Raw genomic sequence first — 16,999 nt, forward strand, 5'->3', positions numbered from 1 at the left:
CGATAGGAACCGGCTCGTACGATCGGGAGCGTGCGTGTGCTGGTCGTCGAGGACGAACCCTATCTGGCCGAAGGCATCCGGGACGGGCTGCGCCTGGCGGCGATCGCGGCCGACATCGCCGGCGACGGGGACACCGCGCTGGAGCTGCTGAGCGTCACCACCTACGACATCGCCGTGCTCGACCGCGACATCCCCGGGCCGTCCGGCGACGAGGTCGCGCGGCACATCGTCGCCTCCGGCAGCGGCACCCCGATCCTCATGCTCACCGCCGCCGACCGGATCGACGACAAGGCCACCGGGTTCGAGCTCGGTGCCGACGACTACCTCACCAAGCCCTTCGCGCTGCGGGAGCTCGTGCTGCGGCTGCGGGCGCTCGACCGGCGGCGCGCCCACAACCGGCCGCCCGTGCGGGAGATCGCCGGCCTGCGGCTGGACCCGTTCCGCCGCGAGGTCTACCGCGACGGCCGTTACGTCGCCCTGACCCGGAAGCAGTTCGCCGTGCTGGAGGTCCTCGTCGCCGCCGAAGGGGGTGTCGTCAGCGCCGAGGACCTCCTGGAACGGGCCTGGGACGAGAACGCCGACCCGTTCACCAACGCCGTCCGCATCACGGTGTCGGCGTTGCGCAAACGGCTCGGGGAACCCGGGATCATCGCCACCGTGCCCGGCGCCGGCTACCGCATCGAGCCGGGGGCCGGCCGTGGATAGGGCGCCCGGCCTGAGCGTCCGCCTCAAACTGACCCTCAGCTACGCCGGTTTCGTCATGCTCACGGGCACGCTGCTGCTCGCCGCCATCGGCCTGTTCCTGCTGTACTACCAGCAGCTGGGCATGGAGCTCATGCCGGTGGTGATGGCCCCGCCGGGCCGCGTCCTCATCCGGGCCTTCGCACCGTCCGCGGCGGCCTGCCTGATCTTCCTGCTGGTGTTCGGGCTGGCGGGCGGGTGGTTCCTCGCCGGGCGGATGCTCGCCCCGCTGACCCGCATCACCGACGCCACCCGCACGGCCGCGGACGGCTCGCTCTCGCACCGGATCCGGCTGCCGGGCCGGCGCGACGAGTTCCGCGAGCTCGCCGACGCCTTCGACACCATGCTCGCCCGGCTCGAAGCCCAAGTCGCCGAACAGCGGCGGTTCGCCGCCAACGCGTCCCACGAACTGCGCACGCCGCTGGCGATCACGCGGACGCTCCTCGAGGTCGCCCGCCACGACGGCGACCGTGACGTCGACGAGCTCGTCGGCCGCCTCGACGCCGTCAACACCCGGGCGATCGACCTCGCCGAAGCGCTGCTCCTGCTCAGCCGCGCCGACCAGCGGTCGTTCACGCCGGAGCCCGTCGACCTGTCGCTGGTCGCGGAGGAGGCCGCCGAGACGCTCCTCCCGTTCGCGGAGAAGCGCGGCGTCGCGCTCTCGGTGTCCGGCGAGCCGGCCGCCGCCACCGGCTCGGCCGCGTTGCTGCTGCAGCTGACGACGAACCTCGTGCACAACGCGATCGTCCACAACCTGCCGGCGGCGGGCACGGTGTGGGTCGAGACGAGCGTCCACGCCGGGAGCGTCGAGCTCACCGTCGAGAACACCGGCGAGCCGCTCCCGCCGGAGCTGGTGGCGACGCTCGCCGAGCCGTTCCGGCGCGGTACCGAACGCGTGAAGAGCGACCAGGCGGGCGTCGGCCTCGGCCTGGCCATCGTCAGCAGCATCGCCCGCGCGCACGACGGAACGCTCACCCTGACGCCCCGGCTCGACGGCGGCCTCCGCGTCACCGTGCGCGTGCCCGCCGCTCCTCGAGCGCGGTGAGCACGTGCCGGGCCAGGACGACGTCCGCGTCGGGCGCACTGGCCGCCCTCGCACGCGCCGACATCGCCGCGATCCGCGCCGGATCGGTGAGCACCGGCACGAGGGTGGTTTCGATCCAGGCCGCGTCGAGGTCTTCGTCGTCGACGAGCAGGGCCGCGCCGGCCGAGACGGCGGGCTCGGCGTTCAGCCGCTGCTCGCCACCGCGGTCGGGGAGCGGGACGTACGCCGCCGGCAGCCCGACGGCGGCCAGTTCGGCGCAGGTCATCGCCCCCGATCGGCAGAGCACGAAGTCGGCGGCGGCGTAGGCGTAGCGCATCTCGTCGATGTAGGGGACGACGACGTAGGGCGGATCGCCGTCAGCAAGCTGTGGCGCGTCGGCGGGCCGCGGCCCGGTGGCCGCCCGCAGTGCCGCCGTCGTGTCGGCCACGTGCCGCGGTCCCGTGATGTGCAGGACCTGCACCCCGGCCGCCCGCAACGCCGCCGCCGCGCCGGTGACCGCGGTGTTGATCGTCCGCGCACCCTGCGAACCACCGGTGACCACCAGCACCGGCCCGGAGGACCGCAAGCCGGACCGCCGCCGGGCGGCATCGCGCAGTGCGGGCCGGTCGAGGCCGGCGATCGCCGGTCGCAGCGGGATCCCGATGGCGGTCGCGTGCGGCAGCCGGACCCCCGGGGCGGCCGTGAACACGTGCGGCGTCAACCGGGCGGCCAGCCGGTTCGCCACCCCGGGCCGCGCGTTCGCCTCGTGCACGACGATCGGCAGGCCCCGCCGCCGGGCGGCGAGGTAGGCGGGCCCGGCCACGTAACCGCCGAAGCCCACCACGACCTCGGCGCGCACGCGGTCGAGCACCGCCGCGGCCGCCCGCACCGAGTCCAGCAGCCGCGCCGGCGCCCGCACCAGGGCCGGGTCCGCGCCACGCGGCAGCGGCGCCGGCGGGATGAGTTCGAGCGGGTAGCCGCGGGCCGGGACGAGCGTGGTGTCCAGGCCGCGGACGGTCCCCAGCGCGGTGACTTCCGCGGTGGGTGCCAGGCGGCGCAACGCGTCGGCGAAGTTCAACATGGGTTCGATGTGCCCGGCCGAATGACCTCCGGCGACGACGACGCGCGGCGCCGTCACGATCGCCACGGCACGGGGAAGTCGAAGTAGGTGTCCGGGTAGGGCTCGCCGTTGAGCGTGTAGTGCCACCATTCGCGGTCGTACCGGCGGAACCCGCAGGACTCCATGATGGCGCAGAGGTGCCGCCGGTTCTCCGCCTCGGCCGGCGTGATCCCGGCCGCCCCGTGGTGCGAGACCGCGTCCATCAGGTCGTGGCCCCCACCCATCGCGGCGAGTTCGCCGGTGTCCAGGTGGTAGAGCGTCAGGTCGACGGTGCTGCCCCGGCTGTGCCCCGACTTCGTGGCCACGTAACCCTTTTCGACCATCGCGGCCCGCTCGATGTTCGGGTAGTGCCGCGGCTTGGTCCGGCCGTCCTCGGGTTTCCGCGACCAGCGCAAGAAGCAGTCGACGGCCCGCTGCGGGCGGTAGCCGTCCCACAGGAGCAACCCGAACCCGAGCGTTTCGGCCTTTTCCCGGGCCCGTTCCAAAGCCGCGCACAACGCCCGGGTGCCGACGACCCGGTTGGCGAGGTAGCCGTCCACGGGCCTGCCGGTGAAGTTGTCCCAGGTGGCGTACTTGGCGTCCCAGCGGATCCCGGGCACGAACTCGTCCACGAAGACGAAGTCGTCCTTCACCGCGTTTTCTCCTTCAGCGCCAGCGAAATCAGCCGGTCGAGGACATCCCCGAGCGGCAGTCCCGCGGCGGCCATCATCCTCGGGTAGCGGCTGTAGGAGGTCAGGCCGGGCAGGGTGTTGACCTCGTTGAGCACCACGGTTCCGTCCTCCTTGAGGAACACGTCGACTCGCGCCAGCCCCCGGCACCGCAGGGCGCGGTAGACGGCCTTCGCCGTCTCCAGGACGAGCGCACGCGCTTCGGCCGGGATGTCCGCGGGCACGATGAACGCGGAGTTCTCGGACCCGCTTTCCGGGTTCTCCTCCTGGTGGATCTTGAAGAACCCGTGGCTGAGCGCGACCCGGTCCAGCTCGCCCGTGATCAGGTCGGAACCGTTGCCCAGTAGGGAACACCCGATCTCGCTGCCGACGACGGCTTCCTCGACCAGCACCTTCTCGTCGTACTGCCGCGCGGCTTCCACCGCGTCCGGCAGGTCTTCCGCGCGGAGCACTTTGCTGACCCCGAAGGAAGAACCCGACCGCGCGGGCTTGACGAAGACGGGATAGGTGAACTCGCCGGGGTTTTCGTCCGCGTCCCAGTGCTTCGGCGTGGCGATGCCCGCGCTCGCGACGACGAGGTAGGTGAGGGACTTGTCCATGCACAGCGCGGAACCGGTGACGTCACAGCCGGCGTACGGAACGCCGGCCAGTTCGAGTAAACCCTGCACCGCGCCGTCCTCACCGAACCGTCCGTGCAGCACCGGCAGCACGACGTCCAGCCGGATCACCTCGTACTTCCCGTCGGAAAGCACGAGCAACCCGTCCGGCGACAGCACGACCGGGCTGCCGTGCTCCGCGCCGGGACCGTCGCAGAGTTCCCAGCCGCCGTCGTGGGAGATCCGGATCCAAACCGGCTCGTACTTTTCGGCGTCGAGGTGCCCGGCGACCTCGCGCGCGGACTTGACGGAGACGGGGTGTTCCTCGGACGGGCCCCCGAAGAGGATCCCGACTTTCAGCTTAACCACGGTGGTTCCCGCTTTCGAAGCTCAGGCAGTTGACGAGGCTGTTTTCGACGGTGTCGCTCAGGGCGTGGTCGGTGTAGTAGGCGGTGTGCGGGCTGATCACGACGTTGGGCAGTTTCTGCAGCCGCACCAGCGCTTCGGTCTCGATGGCCTTCCCCCGGCAGTCGGCGTAGAAAACGCCTTCCTCGCCTTCGAGGACGTCCAGCGCGGCGCCGCCCAGCCGCCCGCTTTCCAGCCCGCGCAGGAGAGCGTCGGTGTCGAGGAGCGGCCCGCGCCCGGTGTTGACGACGAAGGCACCCCGCTTCAGCCGCGCGATCCGCCGCCGGTCGAGCAGGTGGTGCGTGTCCGGCGTCAACGGTGTGTGGAGCGTGACGATGTCGCTGACCTGCAGGAGTTCGTCGAGCGGAACGTAGTCGGCGGAGTTCCGCGGCAGGCTGTCGTGCGCCAGGATGCGGCACCCGAACCCCCGCAGCCGATCCATGACGGCGACCCCGATGCGCCCGGTGCCGACCACCCCGACGGTCAGGTCCCGCAGTTCCTTCCCGCGGACGTCGTTCAACCGGAAGTCGTGGACTTCCGCGCGCCGCAAGGTGGTCTTCGCGTCCCGGAGCACCATCAGCATGAGCAGCAAGGTGTAATCGGCCACGCTGTCGGGCGAGTAGGCGACGTTTTCCACGGTGATGCCGACGGACTTCGCGTAGCCGACGTCGATGTGGTCGTAGCCGACGCTCCGGGTGGAGACGTACTCCACGCCGATCCGGCTCAGCGCGAGCAGGGTGGCCTCGGTGACCCGCGTCTTGTGCCCGACGCTGACGCACCGCATGCCGGCGGCCAGCCCGGCGTTGTCCGCGGAGACGGCGGCCTCGGTGATGGTGGGCGTGACCCCGCAGTGCACCGCCAGCTCCCGGAAGAGAGCGGCCTCGTCGGCCCCGCACCCGTAGACGGCGACCCCGGTGGTCACGGCCCCCGGCCCCCGGGCCGGCGCTTGCTGGCTGTCGGTCATGCGCCCCAGTCAAGAGCGGCCGCCGTTGCCGTCCCGTATGCGGATTTCGATACACCGGCGATATCCCGGGGCGCCGCCGGCGCGCGTCGGGTCATTGGTCGCGGGAGGGGGGATTTCGGCGTCGAGCACCGGATCGTGGCGGTGAGGTCGGGGCGAGCGGGCTCAGGCGTCCGGATTTCGGTGTACCGGCGCTTCCGCAACCGCGACCAGCTCGTGCGCGCGGTTTTCGACCACTTGCTGACGACCGTGGTGGACAGCGTCGAGCGCTACACCAAGGCGGCCGGCCCGTTGGTGGACCGCGCGATCGCGGCCGGCGTGGTGCGCCCGGACCTGCTGGGCCGCGACCTGGCCGCGGTGGTCGTGCTGACGCCGGCCACCGCCCACCCCGGTGATCCCGCGGGCGCCGACCGCAAGCGGTACCTCGCGCTCCTCATCGACGGGCCGCGCCCGGTGTCGACCACCGCTTCCGTCCACATCGGACCGCCAGGCGCCCGGTTCGCCTCGAGCTCGGTCAGCAGACCTCGATCGCTTCCCTGAAGCGCAGCGGGAAGAAGCCGATGGTGCGGAGGATCGGGCTTCCGGCGGAAACCCTTACGGTGCAAAGGATCTGGTGCTGACACGCCCGGAGGTAGCCGTGTTCGAGGGCGGAGAGCCCGGCGGCGCTGAGGAAGCCGACCTCGGTGAGGTCGATCACGAGCCGCCGCAGGGTGCTGTTGGCGCGGGCTTCGAGCAGCTCGGCCAGCCGCGGCGCACCGGCGGCGTCGAGATCACCGCCGACTTCGACGACGGCGGTGCCGCTCTCCGGCCGGTGGGTCCGCACCCACAGGTCGGACGGCAGGGTGATGGCGGGCTGGACCGTGGTGCGGTCGAGTTCGATGGTCATGGTGGCCTGCTTTCGTAGGACACACCCTAGGTACAACGCTGAAGTGTGATCGCGGTGAGAAGGCCGCGCGACAACTGATGCCCCGAGCGCGGGGTACAGGTTGCGGCCGTTGTCTCGACCGGTTCACCACCCACGGTAGAACAAGTAGCCGGTCGGGGCCACTTTTGGGTGACATCGGCGCGGCGGGCGGCACCACGGCGGCGGCCGGGGCACTGGCACGCCTACCGGTCGGGCGGCCGGAAAGTCCGCTCGCTTTCGATCCCGCCGTCGCGGTCGTGGACGACGTGCGCGACGTGTCGCTTCTTCGCGGTCTGCCGTCCGGCGACGACGGCGTCCACCCGGTGCCGCGAGGTGTTGGAAGCGCGGACGCCGCCCTCGATGCGGTTCTTCCACTGGCCGTCTTCGAAGTAGGTGTGCACGTCGCCGTCGGCCATGGGGGAACCCCTTCGCTCGGGTGCTCGACAGCGCAGGCAGGACGGCCGCGCGAGCGGTGGCCGTCGCGGCGCCCGAGCTGGGGTTGAACCCGAGACCACTTCCGAGGGCGGACCGCGGGGATCCGGCGTCGGTCGGTGGCTGCGTGCCTTGACGTCGAGCGGATACCCGGACAGGCGCGATCGAACCCTCAGGTGTGTTCGCGGGAAAACCGGGAAGCCCGCTGTCCGTGCCGGAAGGCGGCACGTCTCTGATGCGGTTCCACGAAGGGAAAGCCATGTCGGCAACCAGTCCTGCTCGCACGCGGACACCGGTGCAGCTCACCGCAATGGTCGTGTCGGTCGTGTTCCTGCTGGTCGGCGTACTCGGGTTCGTCCCCGGCGTCACCACGGACTACGACCAGCTGAGCTTCGCCGGCCACGACTCGATGGCCATGCTGCTGGGCGTGTTCATGGTCTCGGTCCTGCACAACGTCGTGCACCTGCTGTTCGGCGTCGTCGGCCTCGCTTCGGCCCGCACCGCACGAGGCGCGCGGACGTTCCTGATCGGCGGCGGGATCGTCTACCTCGTGCTCTGGCTGTACGGGCTGGTCATCGACCACGGCAGCGACGCCAACTTCGTCCCGGTCAACACCGCGGACAACTGGCTGCACCTGGGCCTGGGCGTCGCCATGATCGCGCTGGGCCTGCTCACCGCACGAGCCGGCGCGAACTCCCGCGCGGCCCGCGGTCCGGGTCTCGGCTAGTCCGGCGTCACGGTCGCCGCGAGACCGATCAGCCCCGGGAGCTCGACGGGGCTGTCTCACCCGGGGTCGGCCTGCCGCTCAGGGCGCCGCGCGCGCTGATCAGCGTGACCACGCTGATCAGGACCCAGACGAAGTTCGCGGCGACCCCGGGCCAGGCACCGCTGGCGGCGGCCGAGACGGCGAGCAGGGCGGCGCCCGACAGGTTGAGCGACTGGAACGTGGCCGAGCCCGATTCGACCACCCGGCCGGAGACCAGGCCGTACGCCGTTGCGGTGCCGAGTGCTCCCAGCCAGCCGGCCGTGGTGGCGGCCAGCGACAACATTTCCTCCATGGCGCCATCGTGACGGGCCGCGGGGATACAACGCAATCGAAGTTATCTGCTCCGGGGGTTAAGCTCCGCTGAATGCAGATCGATCCGCGCCGGCTCGCCGTCCTGCTCGCCGTGCACCGCGCAGGCGGCGTGCTCGCCGCCGGTGATCTCCTGCACCTGACGCCCTCGGCGGTGTCCCAGCAGATCGCCCGCCTCGAGGAGTCGACCGGCACGGCGGTGCTCGACCGCCAGCCCACCGGCGCCGTCCTGACCCCGGCCGGGCGGGTCCTGGCCGAGGCGGCCGAGCACATCGAGGCCGAACTCATCGACGCGCGCAAAGCCCTGGCCGCCCTTGCCGAAGACGTCACCGGCACGGTCGTCATCGCCGGGTTCCAGTCCGTCATCCGCTCGCTGCTGATCCCGCTCGTGCACCAGCTGCGGGAGCAGTTCCCCGCGCTGGAAGTGGTGATCCGCGAGATGGAGACCGGCAAGGCGCTGCAATCACTGCGTTCGGGCACGGTCGATCTGCTCATCCTCGAGGACCGAAGCCTTTCAGGCGAGGGAAAACCGGCGCGCGGCACCCGCGACGTCCCCATCCTGGAAGAACCGTGGCTGGTGGTCCTGCCCGCCGGCACCCCGGACCCGGCCAGCACGGCCGACTTGGAGCACCTGACCTGGCTGGGCGTCGACTCCGAAACGGCGGCGCACACGGCCACCGAGCACGCCCGCCGCGCATTCCCGCCCGCCCCGGCGCCCGGCCACAGCTACTACGACTACAACGTCGCCCTGTCGATGGTGGCGGGCGGCCTGGGCATCGCGCTCGTGCCCGCGCTCGCGGTGCGGGAAGCGGTCCCGGACGGTGCGAAGGCGGTGTCGTTGCCCGGCCTCGGAACCCGCACCCTCGTCGCGCGGCACCGCACCACCCGCTCGGAGCCACGCAAGGAGGTGGTGACGGTCCTCCACGCGATCGTCGCCCTCGCCGCCGGTCTCGACGCCGACATGCCGCGGACCGAAAACCCGGCAGATCCGTCCTGACGCGTCGGTGCCACGCTTGTCATGGCCGGCAGCGCAACCCGTCCAGCACGAGGGTGATGACACCGTCGGCCTCGGCCCGCCAGCCCGGTCGGTCGTGGGCCGCGCCGATGCCGTGCAGCGCCATCATCACGGCACCGGCGTCCACGTCGTCGCGGACGGCGCCGTCCCGCACGGCGGCGGCCACCAGGTCGGCGACCGCCTGCTCCAGCGCCCGGCTGCCTTCGGCGAGGTCGCCGGCCCGATCGGCCATGAGCGTGGCCAGCGTCCGGGCCAAGCCCTCGTGGGCCGCGATGTGGTCGACCATGCCGCGCAGGAAGGTCGCCAAGGCCTCCGCCGGGGGCAACGTGGCCTGCAGCCGGCGGGCGCGGTCGCACAGGGCGGCGACTTCCCCGCGGTAGACCGCTTCGGCCAGCGACTCCCGGGTGGGGAAGTGGCGGTACAACGTGCCGGTGCCCACCCCGGCCAACCGGGCGAAGTCGTCGAAGCGGAGGTCGAAGAAGCCGCCCGCGTCGAAGACCTCCCGGGCCTTGGCGAGCAGGGCGTCGCGCTTGCGCCGGGCATCGGCCCGCAGCGGCTTCTCGGCGGTCACGAACCACCCTCCCGTTGATAAATGGAGATGATCTCCATATTTTCAGAAGTGGAGATGACCTCCAGATCGACAATACCCCACGAGGTGCGGCGTGAAGATCCTGATGTTCGGCCGAGGCGTGATCGCCACCGTCTACGGCTGGGCCCTCCAACGGGCGGGGCACGACGTCGAGTTCTACGTCCGGCCGGGCCGCGCGGCGACGTACGGGGACACGGTGGAGCTCGACCTGAGCGACCTGCGGCGCCGGGTGTGGGGGCAGCGCGTCACCGAGAAGTGGCCGGTGCGCTACCGCGAGGCCCTGGAGCCCGGCCACGACTTCGACCTGATCGTGCTCAGCGTGCCGCACCACCGCCTCGAGGAGGCAACGGCCTTCCTGGCCCCGCGCCTCGGCCAGGCCACGGTTTTGGTCTTCGGCAACATCTGGACGGAGCCCCCGGCGGCGATCGGCACCCTCCCGGCCGACCGCATCGCGTGGGGCTTCCCTCAGGCCGGCGGCGGCTTCGACGCGGGAGGAGTGCTCCGTGGAATGCTGATGCGTTCGGTCGTCTTCGGCACGCTCGGCGAGCCCCCGACCGACCGAGAACTGGCGGCGCGCCAGGCGTTCCGCGAGGCCGGACTCCGCATCAAGGAACGCCCCGACTTCCGCGGCTGGCTGTGGGTCCACTTCGCGTCGGACGCGGGCCTGCTCTCGCAGGGGCTGCGAGTGGGGTCTCTGTCCAAACTGGCCGGGTCGAGGAGAGACCTGCGCGAGGGCCTGCTGGCGGCCCGCGAGCTGCTGCCACTCCTCGAGGCACGCGGCGTCGACCTACGACGTCACCGTGGCGGTGTGCTGCTGTTCCGGGCACCCACCTGGCTGACGGCTCCGGTGCTCGCCTGGCTCACCGCTCACGTCGAGCCGGCGCGCGTGAGTTTGGCGGCGCACTCCGACCCCGAGGCCGAGGAGCCACGCGAGGTCTGCCGGGACACGCTGACCGAAGCACGGCGGTTGGGCATTCCGGTACCACGGCTGGAAGCGGCGGAACCGAACTTCGCCCGGTAGCAGAGCCCGGAACCGCAGCCGTACTCGTCCACGTCCGGCCGACGTCCACTGTGGTCAGCCGGCCTACTGGTTCTCAGTACCAGCCAAGCGTTGAGCGCGGCCAACCCGGCGCCGCCGCCCAGCCGCCCCGCGGGCGACCGTGGATGTGCGACCTGCGGCCGGCTGACGCAGATGTGGCAACATCCCACCGTGTCTCTGGTGACCTGGGAATTCGATGGCGGCTTGTACTGCGCTGCGACCACCGAGACTGGCGTAGGCGAGGATCGGACCACGTATTTCGAGCTCAGTGAGGCGCGAACGGTTCCAGCCTCAGCTGCTATGCCTGCTTCACCGGCTCCAGGACCGACCGCCGTGACGGTGGTTGTCTACGCGCCCGAAGAAGAGAAGCCGGCGGACGTCTTCTTCGACGGGGAGCAGACGCTGCCGTTCGTCGTCTTGCAGCACTTCGTCGAGATCGTCGCTTCACAGGCTGGCGAGCACGCAATCCTGGGGCTGCAGTCCTGACTGCCCCGGACGCAACTGGACCAGACAAGTGCGGCCCCTGCCCAGGTTCTTCCTGGTCAGGGGCCGTTTTCTGCTGGTGCTCGCGAGTGCCCCCGGTGAGATTCCGGCGGCAATCACACCAATCGTCGTGCCCGAAGGGCTGCTAGTTCGGGTCGATGTGCGGCTGGTGATGGAGCGTCGGCCGCGGGGGAGCGCGCGATGAGCGGGGTGGGCAGGTTCAAGCCTTCGGCAGGGTTCTACCTGGACGGTGTCACTCCCGAGCAGCGGATTTCTGTTGAAGCGCGGGTCAACGAACGCAGCTTCGAGATCGATAACCTGGGCGGTGACGCCTGATGATCGCGCCAGAGCGCAGTTCGTCACCCGATTCGGCGATCATCGTGCGAGCAGTCTCGGTGATCATGGGTACCGTTGTCGGGCTGACGTTCTTGTTTGGCTTCGGCAACGTCCTCAGCCTGGCCCTCCGCCTGGACGTGCCGGGGTGGGTGGCGCCGCTCGTTGCTCCTGCAGTCGACTCTCGATCCTCGGCCTCCTGCTAGGCACCCGGCACTTGGCGCTCGCCGGCGCCTCGCGGGACGTGCTGCGTCCGGCGCGCCGGCTACTGATCTTCGCGAGTCTGGTCACGTTGGCGTTGAATGTGGCAGAACCGCTCGTGGCGGGCGAGTACGGCAAGGCGGCGTTCGATGCGGTTGGTCCTTTCCTGTTGATCGGCTGGGCCGAAGTCGGTGGCGGTCTACTGCGGGCGATCGGTGCAGTCAGTCAGCCCGAAGTCTCTGGAGGCGTCCCGGATGTAGGAAACGCTGCACAGCGGCAGCGGGAGGCGCTGGACTGTGCTGGAGTCGCTCAGAGCCACTCTGTCGAGCAAGAGGACGATTGTCCGATTTTGGGCAAGGGTTCGCTCGATGTACGTCTGGATCGTGCTCGACAAGAGGATGCGGTGCATCGCGCAGAACACCAGAAGCCGATATCTGCCGACACGCTGCGTGTTCGTCTACGTATCGGCGCTGGTCGAGCGCGTCGGCTAGTCAAGATCATTCGTGCCGAGCAAAGCATGGTGGAGGTCCATGGTGGCCCGGTTGATGGGAACACCGCGCGTGGTGTAAACCGTGGGTAACGCGGCTGTCACGACCGTCGGGCCGGTCAAGTCGATGTGGGCGGCCTTGTCGTCTAGCGCTTCCATGCGCCAGCCCGATCACTGCATCCGTTCTCAGCATGCCGGACATTCTTAACCGGGCGTGGCCAACGGCTAACCCGAGCTATCCCACGGCCCTCAAACGCCGGTGGCAAAGGCCAGTCCCAGGAGCACGCCGATGACCAAGCCTGTGCCGAGCGTCCACAGGACGATCTTGACGAGCGAGCCGACCGAGCATTGGATCTTCACCTCTGCCTCCGCGGAGTCGGGCTCCGGCGGGCGACGGCGGTCCGCGACAGGAAGGTCTTCATGCCGCGTGACGGTACGACGGACGACCAGTTTTTGTCAATGTGACCATTATGGTCTAGGCTTCGGGTTGTGAAGAGCCTGGATGCTCCCCAGGCCGCCGTGGCCGTCGACCTGGTGGTGCTAACGATCCGAGAGCGTGAGCTGCACGTTCTCGTCGTCGAACGTGCTAACCCGCCGTACCGCGGTCGGAGCGCATTGCCGGGCGGTTTTGTCGAGAACGACGAAGATCTGGACGCGGCAGCGAGTCGTGAACTGGCCGAGGAGACGGGCTTGGACTCGAGCTTGTTGGCGATCGAACAGCTTCGCAGCTACGGAGCGCCAGGGCGTGACCCTCGGGGACGTGTCGTGTCGGTCTGCTACGTCGCCCTTATGCCCGACTTGCCGCTGCCAGTAGCCGGAGGCGACGCGGAGGCCGCTCGCTGGAATCCCGTCGATGAACTCCTGGCCAGCCCAGATCGGCTTGCATTCGATCACCACAAGTTGCTTGCCGACGCGGTCGAACACGCACGGAGTCGGCTCTCGTACACCACGCTGGCTACGACGTTCTGTGCCCCGGAGTTCACAATCGCCCAGTTGCGCGATGTCTACGAGATCGTCTGGGGAACCCGGCTCGATCCGTCAAATTTCCATCGCAAGGTCACCAGCTCCACGGACTTCGTCGTTCCCACCGGTACCCGGGCCGTAGGAGCCGGTGGCCGCCCTCCCATGCTCTACCGCGCCGGTCGTGGAACCCTTCTTCACCCTGCCATCCTGCGAGACAAACCTGAAGGACCGGACCTCCGATGACGACGAACGACACACGCACGCTGGGCACGGTGGTCATCTGCACCGCCCTGGAAGTGGAGTACCAGGCCGTCCGTGAGCACTTGCAAGGCCCACTCAAGGAACACGAGAAGAGCGGCTCCCTCTACGAAGTCGCTCGATTCCCCACCGAGCGGGGAACCTGGACCGTGGTGCTGACCCAAACCGGCGCGGGCAACAGCCCGGCGGGAGCCCACCTCGAGCGCGCCATAGGTGAATTCGATCCCGAGATCGTGCTCTTCGTCGGCGTGGCAGGGGGAATCAAGGACGTCGAGCTCGGCGACGTTGTGGCCGCAGACCACGTGTACGACTACGAGACCGGAAAGGACACCGCAGCTGGATACCAAGCGCGCGCGAAAACCGCGCCCGGTGCCTACCGGCTCGTCGAACGAGCCCGCAAGATCGCCCGAACCGGAGAGTGGCAGCCCCGGATCCGTCCTTCGCAACCGGCGTCCGCGCCCCACGCCCTGATCAAGCCTATCGCCGCCGGAAGCAAGGTGGTGGCCGACCGAGAATCGACCACAGCCCAGCTGCTGCGCGAACGCTTCGGAGACGCCGTCGCCGTCGAGATGGAGGGACACGGATTCCTCTACACCGCCTACATGAACCGCCAAGTGGAGGCGCTTGTAGTGCGGGGAATCTCCGATCTGCTGACCGACAAGAACGAGGTGGCCGACCAGCAGTGGCAACCGATCGCATCACACCACGCCGCAGCGTTCGCCTTCGAGCTGCTGAACCAGTTACCGCCGCCCGACGCAACCACTACCGGGCAGGAGCTAACCCGGCAGAACGACATGGCCGCTGTCCGGGCGGTCACCGAGGCAAACCTCCTGGTCCTTGATGACCACGCCACGTTGCCCGGCGAGGCCGGGCGATTCGCCGTCGACCGGGCGGAAATCCCGATGCTGCTCGATGCGGAAGGCAGCTTCGTCCTCGTCGGGGAGCCGGGTTGCGGCAAGTCCGGTGCACTAAACCGGCTCGCGCACGAGATGATCGATCGAGGCGAGGACGTCGTGCTCCTCACTGTCGACACCATCGGTGCCCGGCCTGGGGAGATCGGCGACGGCGTCGAGCTAAGCCGACCGTTGCTTAATTTGCTGCAGGACTGGCAGGGCTCCTCTCGTGCAACGTTGCTCGTCGACGGCCTGGACGCTTCCCGTGGCGGTCCGCTCACCTGGCTGGTCAACCTCATCCGCGAGCTCAGCCGGTCCCGGTGGCGAGTCATCGCGACGATGCGGCGCTTCGATCTCCGTAACAGCCAAACCTGGACTCAAACCTTCGCCGGCGCACCCGTGTCCGACCAAGTGCAGCATGTCGACAACAGCCTAAGACGTGTTCGGCACTTCCTGCTCGGGGCATTCTCGAGCGATGAGCTCGAGGTGCTCGCCGGCGAGCACCCCGACGTCGCGCAGCTCATCACCGGAGCCAGTGTGCATCTTATTGACCTAGTGCGGACCCCCTTCAACCTCCGGCTCGCGTGTGAGCTGCTGGAATCAGGGGTCAACCGAGCTTCATTGGCCGAGGCACGTGACCAGCTCGAGTTGCTGCAGAAGTACTGGGAAGTCCGCGTGGCTCGTCATGTCGACAGCCCGGCGCGCCTACGAACCCTGGAACACCTCAGTGCGGCGATGCTGACCCGGCGCGCCCTTCGGGCAAACGCAGCCATCCTCCCCGACACGCTCCTCGATGCGAGGACAGCGCTCGTCCAGGATGGAGTCATCAACGAGATCCCAAGCCGATTCAAGGCCGGCGGCGCACCTTCGATCACTTACTCGCACCACATCCTTTTCGACTACAGCGTCGCTGCACTCATTCTGACCCGCGACGACGAGTCCCGGCTCGTAGCTGCGCTGCAAGACGATCCGAACCTGGTACTCGTTGCCCGGCCCAGCATCGACCTCCACCTCGCCGACCTGTGGCACCTCGACGACAACCGTGGGTACTTTGCTCAGGTCGTGGCAGCCATCGCCCAGCACGGCGACAGCCTGACCGGCGTTGCCGCGGTCCGCACGTTCGTCGCTGAAGCACGAAGCGACACCGACGTGCGCTGGCTTACCGAACTCTCTGTCAGCGAACCCAAGACATTTTCGATCGTCATAGGTTGGCTCGCCGGGGTCCTCGGCGCCGACGACGACGCCCTCCGTCAGTGCGTCCGCAATAAGATCGAACTTTGGGTCGATGTTCTCGCCGCCGGTACGGCGCAGATCCAGAAGAATTTCACCCATGCCATGGTCAACCAGGTCGATCGGCTCCTAAAACAACTCCATACCCAGCAAGCCATGACGCTCGAGGTGCCCGGAGCAGTTCTGTGGGCGACGAGCGTCGTGGCGCTCATGCGCGTTGCACTCGAAGCTCCCGCAGACCGGGAACCGCTAGGTATGTCCCTTGTTCGTTATCTGCCGCGAGCGGTCGCCATCGACCCATCGCACGGCGAAGTTCTCCGAGACACCCTCAAGCCTGAGATAGCGGCAGCCTGGCGTCCGCTATACCTCTTCTACTACGTGAGCGAGGCCGAGGGGATCGCCGGTGCTGACCCCGACCTTGCCATCGAGTTGCTCGCGACAGTCCTAGGCCGCGGCGAAGCCGGCGACGAAACCATCCCGTTATTCCAAGGAGTCGTGTCGCTGCTGACAACTCCCAAACAGGATCTCGAAAGCGCCCAGTACGAGGTTGGACGGGTCATACCTAGGGTTCTCGGCGTCACGGGCCTGGCACGCGCCATGGACGTATTGGTGGCCGCTCTACCCGTCGACGTGAACGGGGATGGCTATCCGATCACGTGCAGATCCGTCCACGGCCAGGTCGACATGTTCGGGCGCGAACTTCGGCATGGGCGGGCCCACGGGGTCGCCGCCATAATCGTCACGGGGTTCGCCGACGCTTTGGGAAGCCTTGATCTGCCGACCGACGAGCTCGACGGTCTCGTGAACGACTTTGTCAGCCGGATCCGACATCCCGGAGCGTGGCGGGCCATCCTGACCGCTGCCGCGGGAAGACCCGCCGACGTGGGAGTCGCGTTCCTGCCCACCCTGGCTTCTGGTGGGCTACTCGCGCACTCACACACCCGCGCCGCGGCTGGGAAGCTCATCAAAGCGGTCAGCCCCTTGATCTCACCGGGACAACAGCAGGAACTTGAGCGCGCGATCTTGGCGGCGCCGCAACTTTTCAGCGACCCTTCTGACGAGGAGATCGAGACTCTGCTCGGCCAGCTCGTCGGCTGTCTTACCGTCGACGCAATTCAGGACGCCTCGCTCGCTGAGCGCCGACACCTGCAGCAAGCCGCCGAAGGCCCGCCTACGATCCCCGAACCACAAGGAAGTATGGCGATGCTCAGCCCAACGACGTTGACGGACTACCTCGGAGAACAAGACACCGAGCTGACCGACCCTCAGCAACGAAATGCCCTCGACACCTTACGTGTGACCGTCGAGGGTCTTCCCCCGAATCTCGAACCAGAGCACGCAACAGCGCTCGAAGACGCGCTCCGAGTCGCACTCGCACTCGGCGTTGGAGGACCGCAGCAAACCGAACCCGGTGCAGAACTTGTCTTCCGGGCCATCGAGCACCTCGTTCGCTACGCACCACCGGAGCCAGGATCCGAGCTGGCTTCCTTGGTCATGCCGCTTCTGCTGGCCGCCGCTGCTGGTCAACCCGCAAATGGCTCTGACAGGAAGGCGTGACGCCGTGATGACGTGGTCTCCGACA

18 protein-coding genes and 1 pseudogene are annotated in these 16,999 nt (G+C 68.9%); 11 read left to right on the plus strand and 8 right to left on the minus strand.

The annotated features are described in order from the left end of the window. The first annotated feature begins 30 nt into the window (after positions 1–30). Together ACLJQM_RS33180 and ACLJQM_RS33185 are read left to right on the plus strand one after the other, a co-directional pair. Positions 31–705, plus strand: coding sequence for a response regulator transcription factor (locus ACLJQM_RS33180; RefSeq protein WP_247021228.1), 675 nt, complete (start codon positions 31–33; stop codon positions 703–705). Next, a complete protein-coding gene (locus ACLJQM_RS33185; protein ID WP_410634254.1) occupies positions 698–1,786 on the plus strand; it encodes a sensor histidine kinase in 1,089 nt (362 codons plus the stop codon). The genes ACLJQM_RS33180 and ACLJQM_RS33185 overlap by 8 nt, the downstream gene beginning before the upstream one ends. Here the strand turns inward: ACLJQM_RS33185 and ACLJQM_RS33190 are convergent. Genes ACLJQM_RS33190 through ACLJQM_RS33205 form a run of 4 tightly spaced genes read right to left on the minus strand, consistent with a single transcriptional unit; the run spans position 1,749 to position 5,518 of the window. Then, positions 1,749–2,903, minus strand: a complete 1,155-nt coding sequence (locus ACLJQM_RS33190) for a UDP-N-acetylglucosamine--N-acetylmuramyl-(pentapeptide) pyrophosphoryl-undecaprenol N-acetylglucosamine transferase (protein ID WP_410634256.1) — start codon at positions 2,901–2,903, stop codon at positions 1,749–1,751. The genes ACLJQM_RS33185 and ACLJQM_RS33190 overlap by 38 nt on opposite strands. Next, the gene (gene vanX / locus ACLJQM_RS33195) at positions 2,900–3,517 is read right to left on the minus strand and encodes a D-Ala-D-Ala dipeptidase VanX (RefSeq protein ID WP_410634258.1); all 618 of its coding nucleotides are present in this window, start codon (positions 3,515–3,517) and stop codon (positions 2,900–2,902) included. Before vanX ends, ACLJQM_RS33190 begins: the two co-directional genes overlap by 4 nt. Next, on the minus strand, positions 3,514–4,518 hold the full coding sequence (locus ACLJQM_RS33200; protein WP_410634260.1) for a D-alanine--D-alanine ligase family protein: 1,005 nt from the start codon (positions 4,516–4,518) through the stop codon (positions 3,514–3,516). The genes vanX and ACLJQM_RS33200 overlap by 4 nt, the downstream gene beginning before the upstream one ends. Further along, on the minus strand, positions 4,511–5,518 hold the full coding sequence (locus tag ACLJQM_RS33205) for a D-isomer specific 2-hydroxyacid dehydrogenase family protein (protein ID WP_410634261.1): 1,008 nt from the start codon (positions 5,516–5,518) through the stop codon (positions 4,511–4,513). The genes ACLJQM_RS33200 and ACLJQM_RS33205 overlap by 8 nt, the downstream gene beginning before the upstream one ends. A 141-nt stretch (positions 5,519–5,659) precedes the next feature. Between ACLJQM_RS33205 and ACLJQM_RS33210 the strand changes: the two genes are divergently transcribed. After that, the gene (locus tag ACLJQM_RS33210; protein WP_410634262.1) at positions 5,660–6,055 is read left to right on the plus strand and encodes a hypothetical protein; all 396 of its coding nucleotides are present in this window, start codon (positions 5,660–5,662) and stop codon (positions 6,053–6,055) included. Here ACLJQM_RS33210 and ACLJQM_RS33215 read toward each other — a convergent pair. Then, positions 6,030–6,401 (minus strand): STAS domain-containing protein, encoded by a 372-nt coding sequence (locus ACLJQM_RS33215; RefSeq protein ID WP_410634264.1) that lies wholly within the window; start codon positions 6,399–6,401, stop codon positions 6,030–6,032. The two genes, ACLJQM_RS33210 and ACLJQM_RS33215, sit on opposite strands and share 26 nt — an antisense overlap. A gap of 221 nt (positions 6,402–6,622) precedes the next feature. Then, positions 6,623–6,835 (minus strand): DUF2188 domain-containing protein, encoded by a 213-nt coding sequence (locus tag ACLJQM_RS33220; RefSeq protein ID WP_410634266.1) that lies wholly within the window; start codon positions 6,833–6,835, stop codon positions 6,623–6,625. A 275-nt stretch (positions 6,836–7,110) separates the two neighbouring features. Here ACLJQM_RS33220 and ACLJQM_RS33225 point away from each other — a divergent pair, with 275 nt between their 5' ends. Beyond that, on the plus strand, positions 7,111–7,578 hold the full coding sequence (locus ACLJQM_RS33225) for a DUF4383 domain-containing protein (protein WP_410634267.1): 468 nt from the start codon (positions 7,111–7,113) through the stop codon (positions 7,576–7,578). 28 nt (positions 7,579–7,606) lie between these two features. Here ACLJQM_RS33225 and ACLJQM_RS33230 read toward each other — a convergent pair whose 3' ends face one another. Next, entirely contained in the window at positions 7,607–7,909 is a 303-nt protein-coding gene (locus tag ACLJQM_RS33230; protein ID WP_410634268.1) for a CBU_0592 family membrane protein, read from the minus strand. A 72-nt stretch (positions 7,910–7,981) separates the two neighbouring features. Here ACLJQM_RS33230 and ACLJQM_RS33235 point away from each other — a divergent pair, with 72 nt between their 5' ends. Further along, positions 7,982–8,923 (plus strand): LysR family transcriptional regulator, encoded by a 942-nt coding sequence (locus ACLJQM_RS33235; protein ID WP_410634270.1) that lies wholly within the window; start codon positions 7,982–7,984, stop codon positions 8,921–8,923. 19 nt (positions 8,924–8,942) lie between these two features. On the opposite strand, the gene ACLJQM_RS33240 is transcribed toward ACLJQM_RS33235, so the two are convergent. Next, positions 8,943–9,512 (minus strand): TetR/AcrR family transcriptional regulator, encoded by a 570-nt coding sequence (locus ACLJQM_RS33240; RefSeq protein WP_360770140.1) that lies wholly within the window; start codon positions 9,510–9,512, stop codon positions 8,943–8,945. Positions 9,513–9,603: 91 nt separating this feature from the next. On the opposite strand from ACLJQM_RS33240, the gene ACLJQM_RS33245 reads away from it, so the two are divergent. The 6 genes and pseudogenes from ACLJQM_RS33245 (at position 9,604) to ACLJQM_RS33270 (ending at position 16,974) form a co-directional block, all read left to right on the plus strand. Further along, on the plus strand, positions 9,604–10,551 hold the full coding sequence (locus tag ACLJQM_RS33245; protein WP_410634272.1) for a ketopantoate reductase family protein: 948 nt from the start codon (positions 9,604–9,606) through the stop codon (positions 10,549–10,551). 198 nt (positions 10,552–10,749) lie between these two features. Next, positions 10,750–11,055, plus strand: a complete 306-nt coding sequence (locus tag ACLJQM_RS33250; RefSeq protein ID WP_410634273.1) for a hypothetical protein — start codon at positions 10,750–10,752, stop codon at positions 11,053–11,055. 198 nt (positions 11,056–11,253) lie between these two features. Continuing rightward, positions 11,254–11,388 carry a hypothetical protein gene (locus tag ACLJQM_RS33255; RefSeq protein WP_410634275.1) on the plus strand — a complete coding sequence of 45 codons (135 nt, stop codon included), beginning with the start codon at positions 11,254–11,256 and terminating at the stop codon, positions 11,386–11,388. After that, positions 11,388–12,166, plus strand: a pseudogene (locus ACLJQM_RS33260) (hypothetical protein). Before ACLJQM_RS33255 ends, ACLJQM_RS33260 begins: the two are co-directional and overlap by 1 nt. A gap of 405 nt (positions 12,167–12,571) precedes the next feature. Further along, positions 12,572–13,279, plus strand: a complete 708-nt coding sequence (locus ACLJQM_RS33265) for an NUDIX hydrolase (protein WP_410634491.1) — start codon at positions 12,572–12,574, stop codon at positions 13,277–13,279. Next, positions 13,276–16,974 carry a hypothetical protein gene (locus tag ACLJQM_RS33270; protein ID WP_410634276.1) on the plus strand — a complete coding sequence of 1,233 codons (3,699 nt, stop codon included), beginning with the start codon at positions 13,276–13,278 and terminating at the stop codon, positions 16,972–16,974. Before ACLJQM_RS33265 ends, ACLJQM_RS33270 begins: the two co-directional genes overlap by 4 nt. Positions 16,975–16,999: the final 25 nt, after the last annotated feature.

Origin of the sequence: Amycolatopsis sp. cmx-4-83, assembly GCF_046548815.1 — a bacterium.
GTDB lineage: Bacteria > Actinomycetota > Actinomycetes > Mycobacteriales > Pseudonocardiaceae > Amycolatopsis > Amycolatopsis pretoriensis_A.

Excerpts from the sequence above, each read along its gene's own strand:
- ACLJQM_RS33230 (WP_410634268.1), bottom strand. The coding sequence starts at position 7,909 with ATGGAGGAAATGTTGTCGCTGGCCGCCACCACGGCCGGCTGGCTGGGA.
- ACLJQM_RS33220 (WP_410634266.1), bottom strand. The coding sequence starts at position 6,835 with ATGGCCGACGGCGACGTGCACACCTACTTCGAAGACGGCCAGTGGAAG.
- ACLJQM_RS33255 (WP_410634275.1), top strand. The coding sequence starts at position 11,254 with ATGAGCGGGGTGGGCAGGTTCAAGCCTTCGGCAGGGTTCTACCTGGAC.
- ACLJQM_RS33235 (WP_410634270.1), top strand. The coding sequence starts at position 7,982 with ATGCAGATCGATCCGCGCCGGCTCGCCGTCCTGCTCGCCGTGCACCGC.
- ACLJQM_RS33205 (WP_410634261.1), bottom strand. The coding sequence starts at position 5,518 with ATGACCGACAGCCAGCAAGCGCCGGCCCGGGGGCCGGGGGCCGTGACC.
- ACLJQM_RS33225 (WP_410634267.1), top strand. The coding sequence starts at position 7,111 with ATGTCGGCAACCAGTCCTGCTCGCACGCGGACACCGGTGCAGCTCACC.
- ACLJQM_RS33270 (WP_410634276.1), top strand. The coding sequence starts at position 13,276 with ATGACGACGAACGACACACGCACGCTGGGCACGGTGGTCATCTGCACC.
- ACLJQM_RS33215 (WP_410634264.1), bottom strand. The coding sequence starts at position 6,401 with ATGACCATCGAACTCGACCGCACCACGGTCCAGCCCGCCATCACCCTG.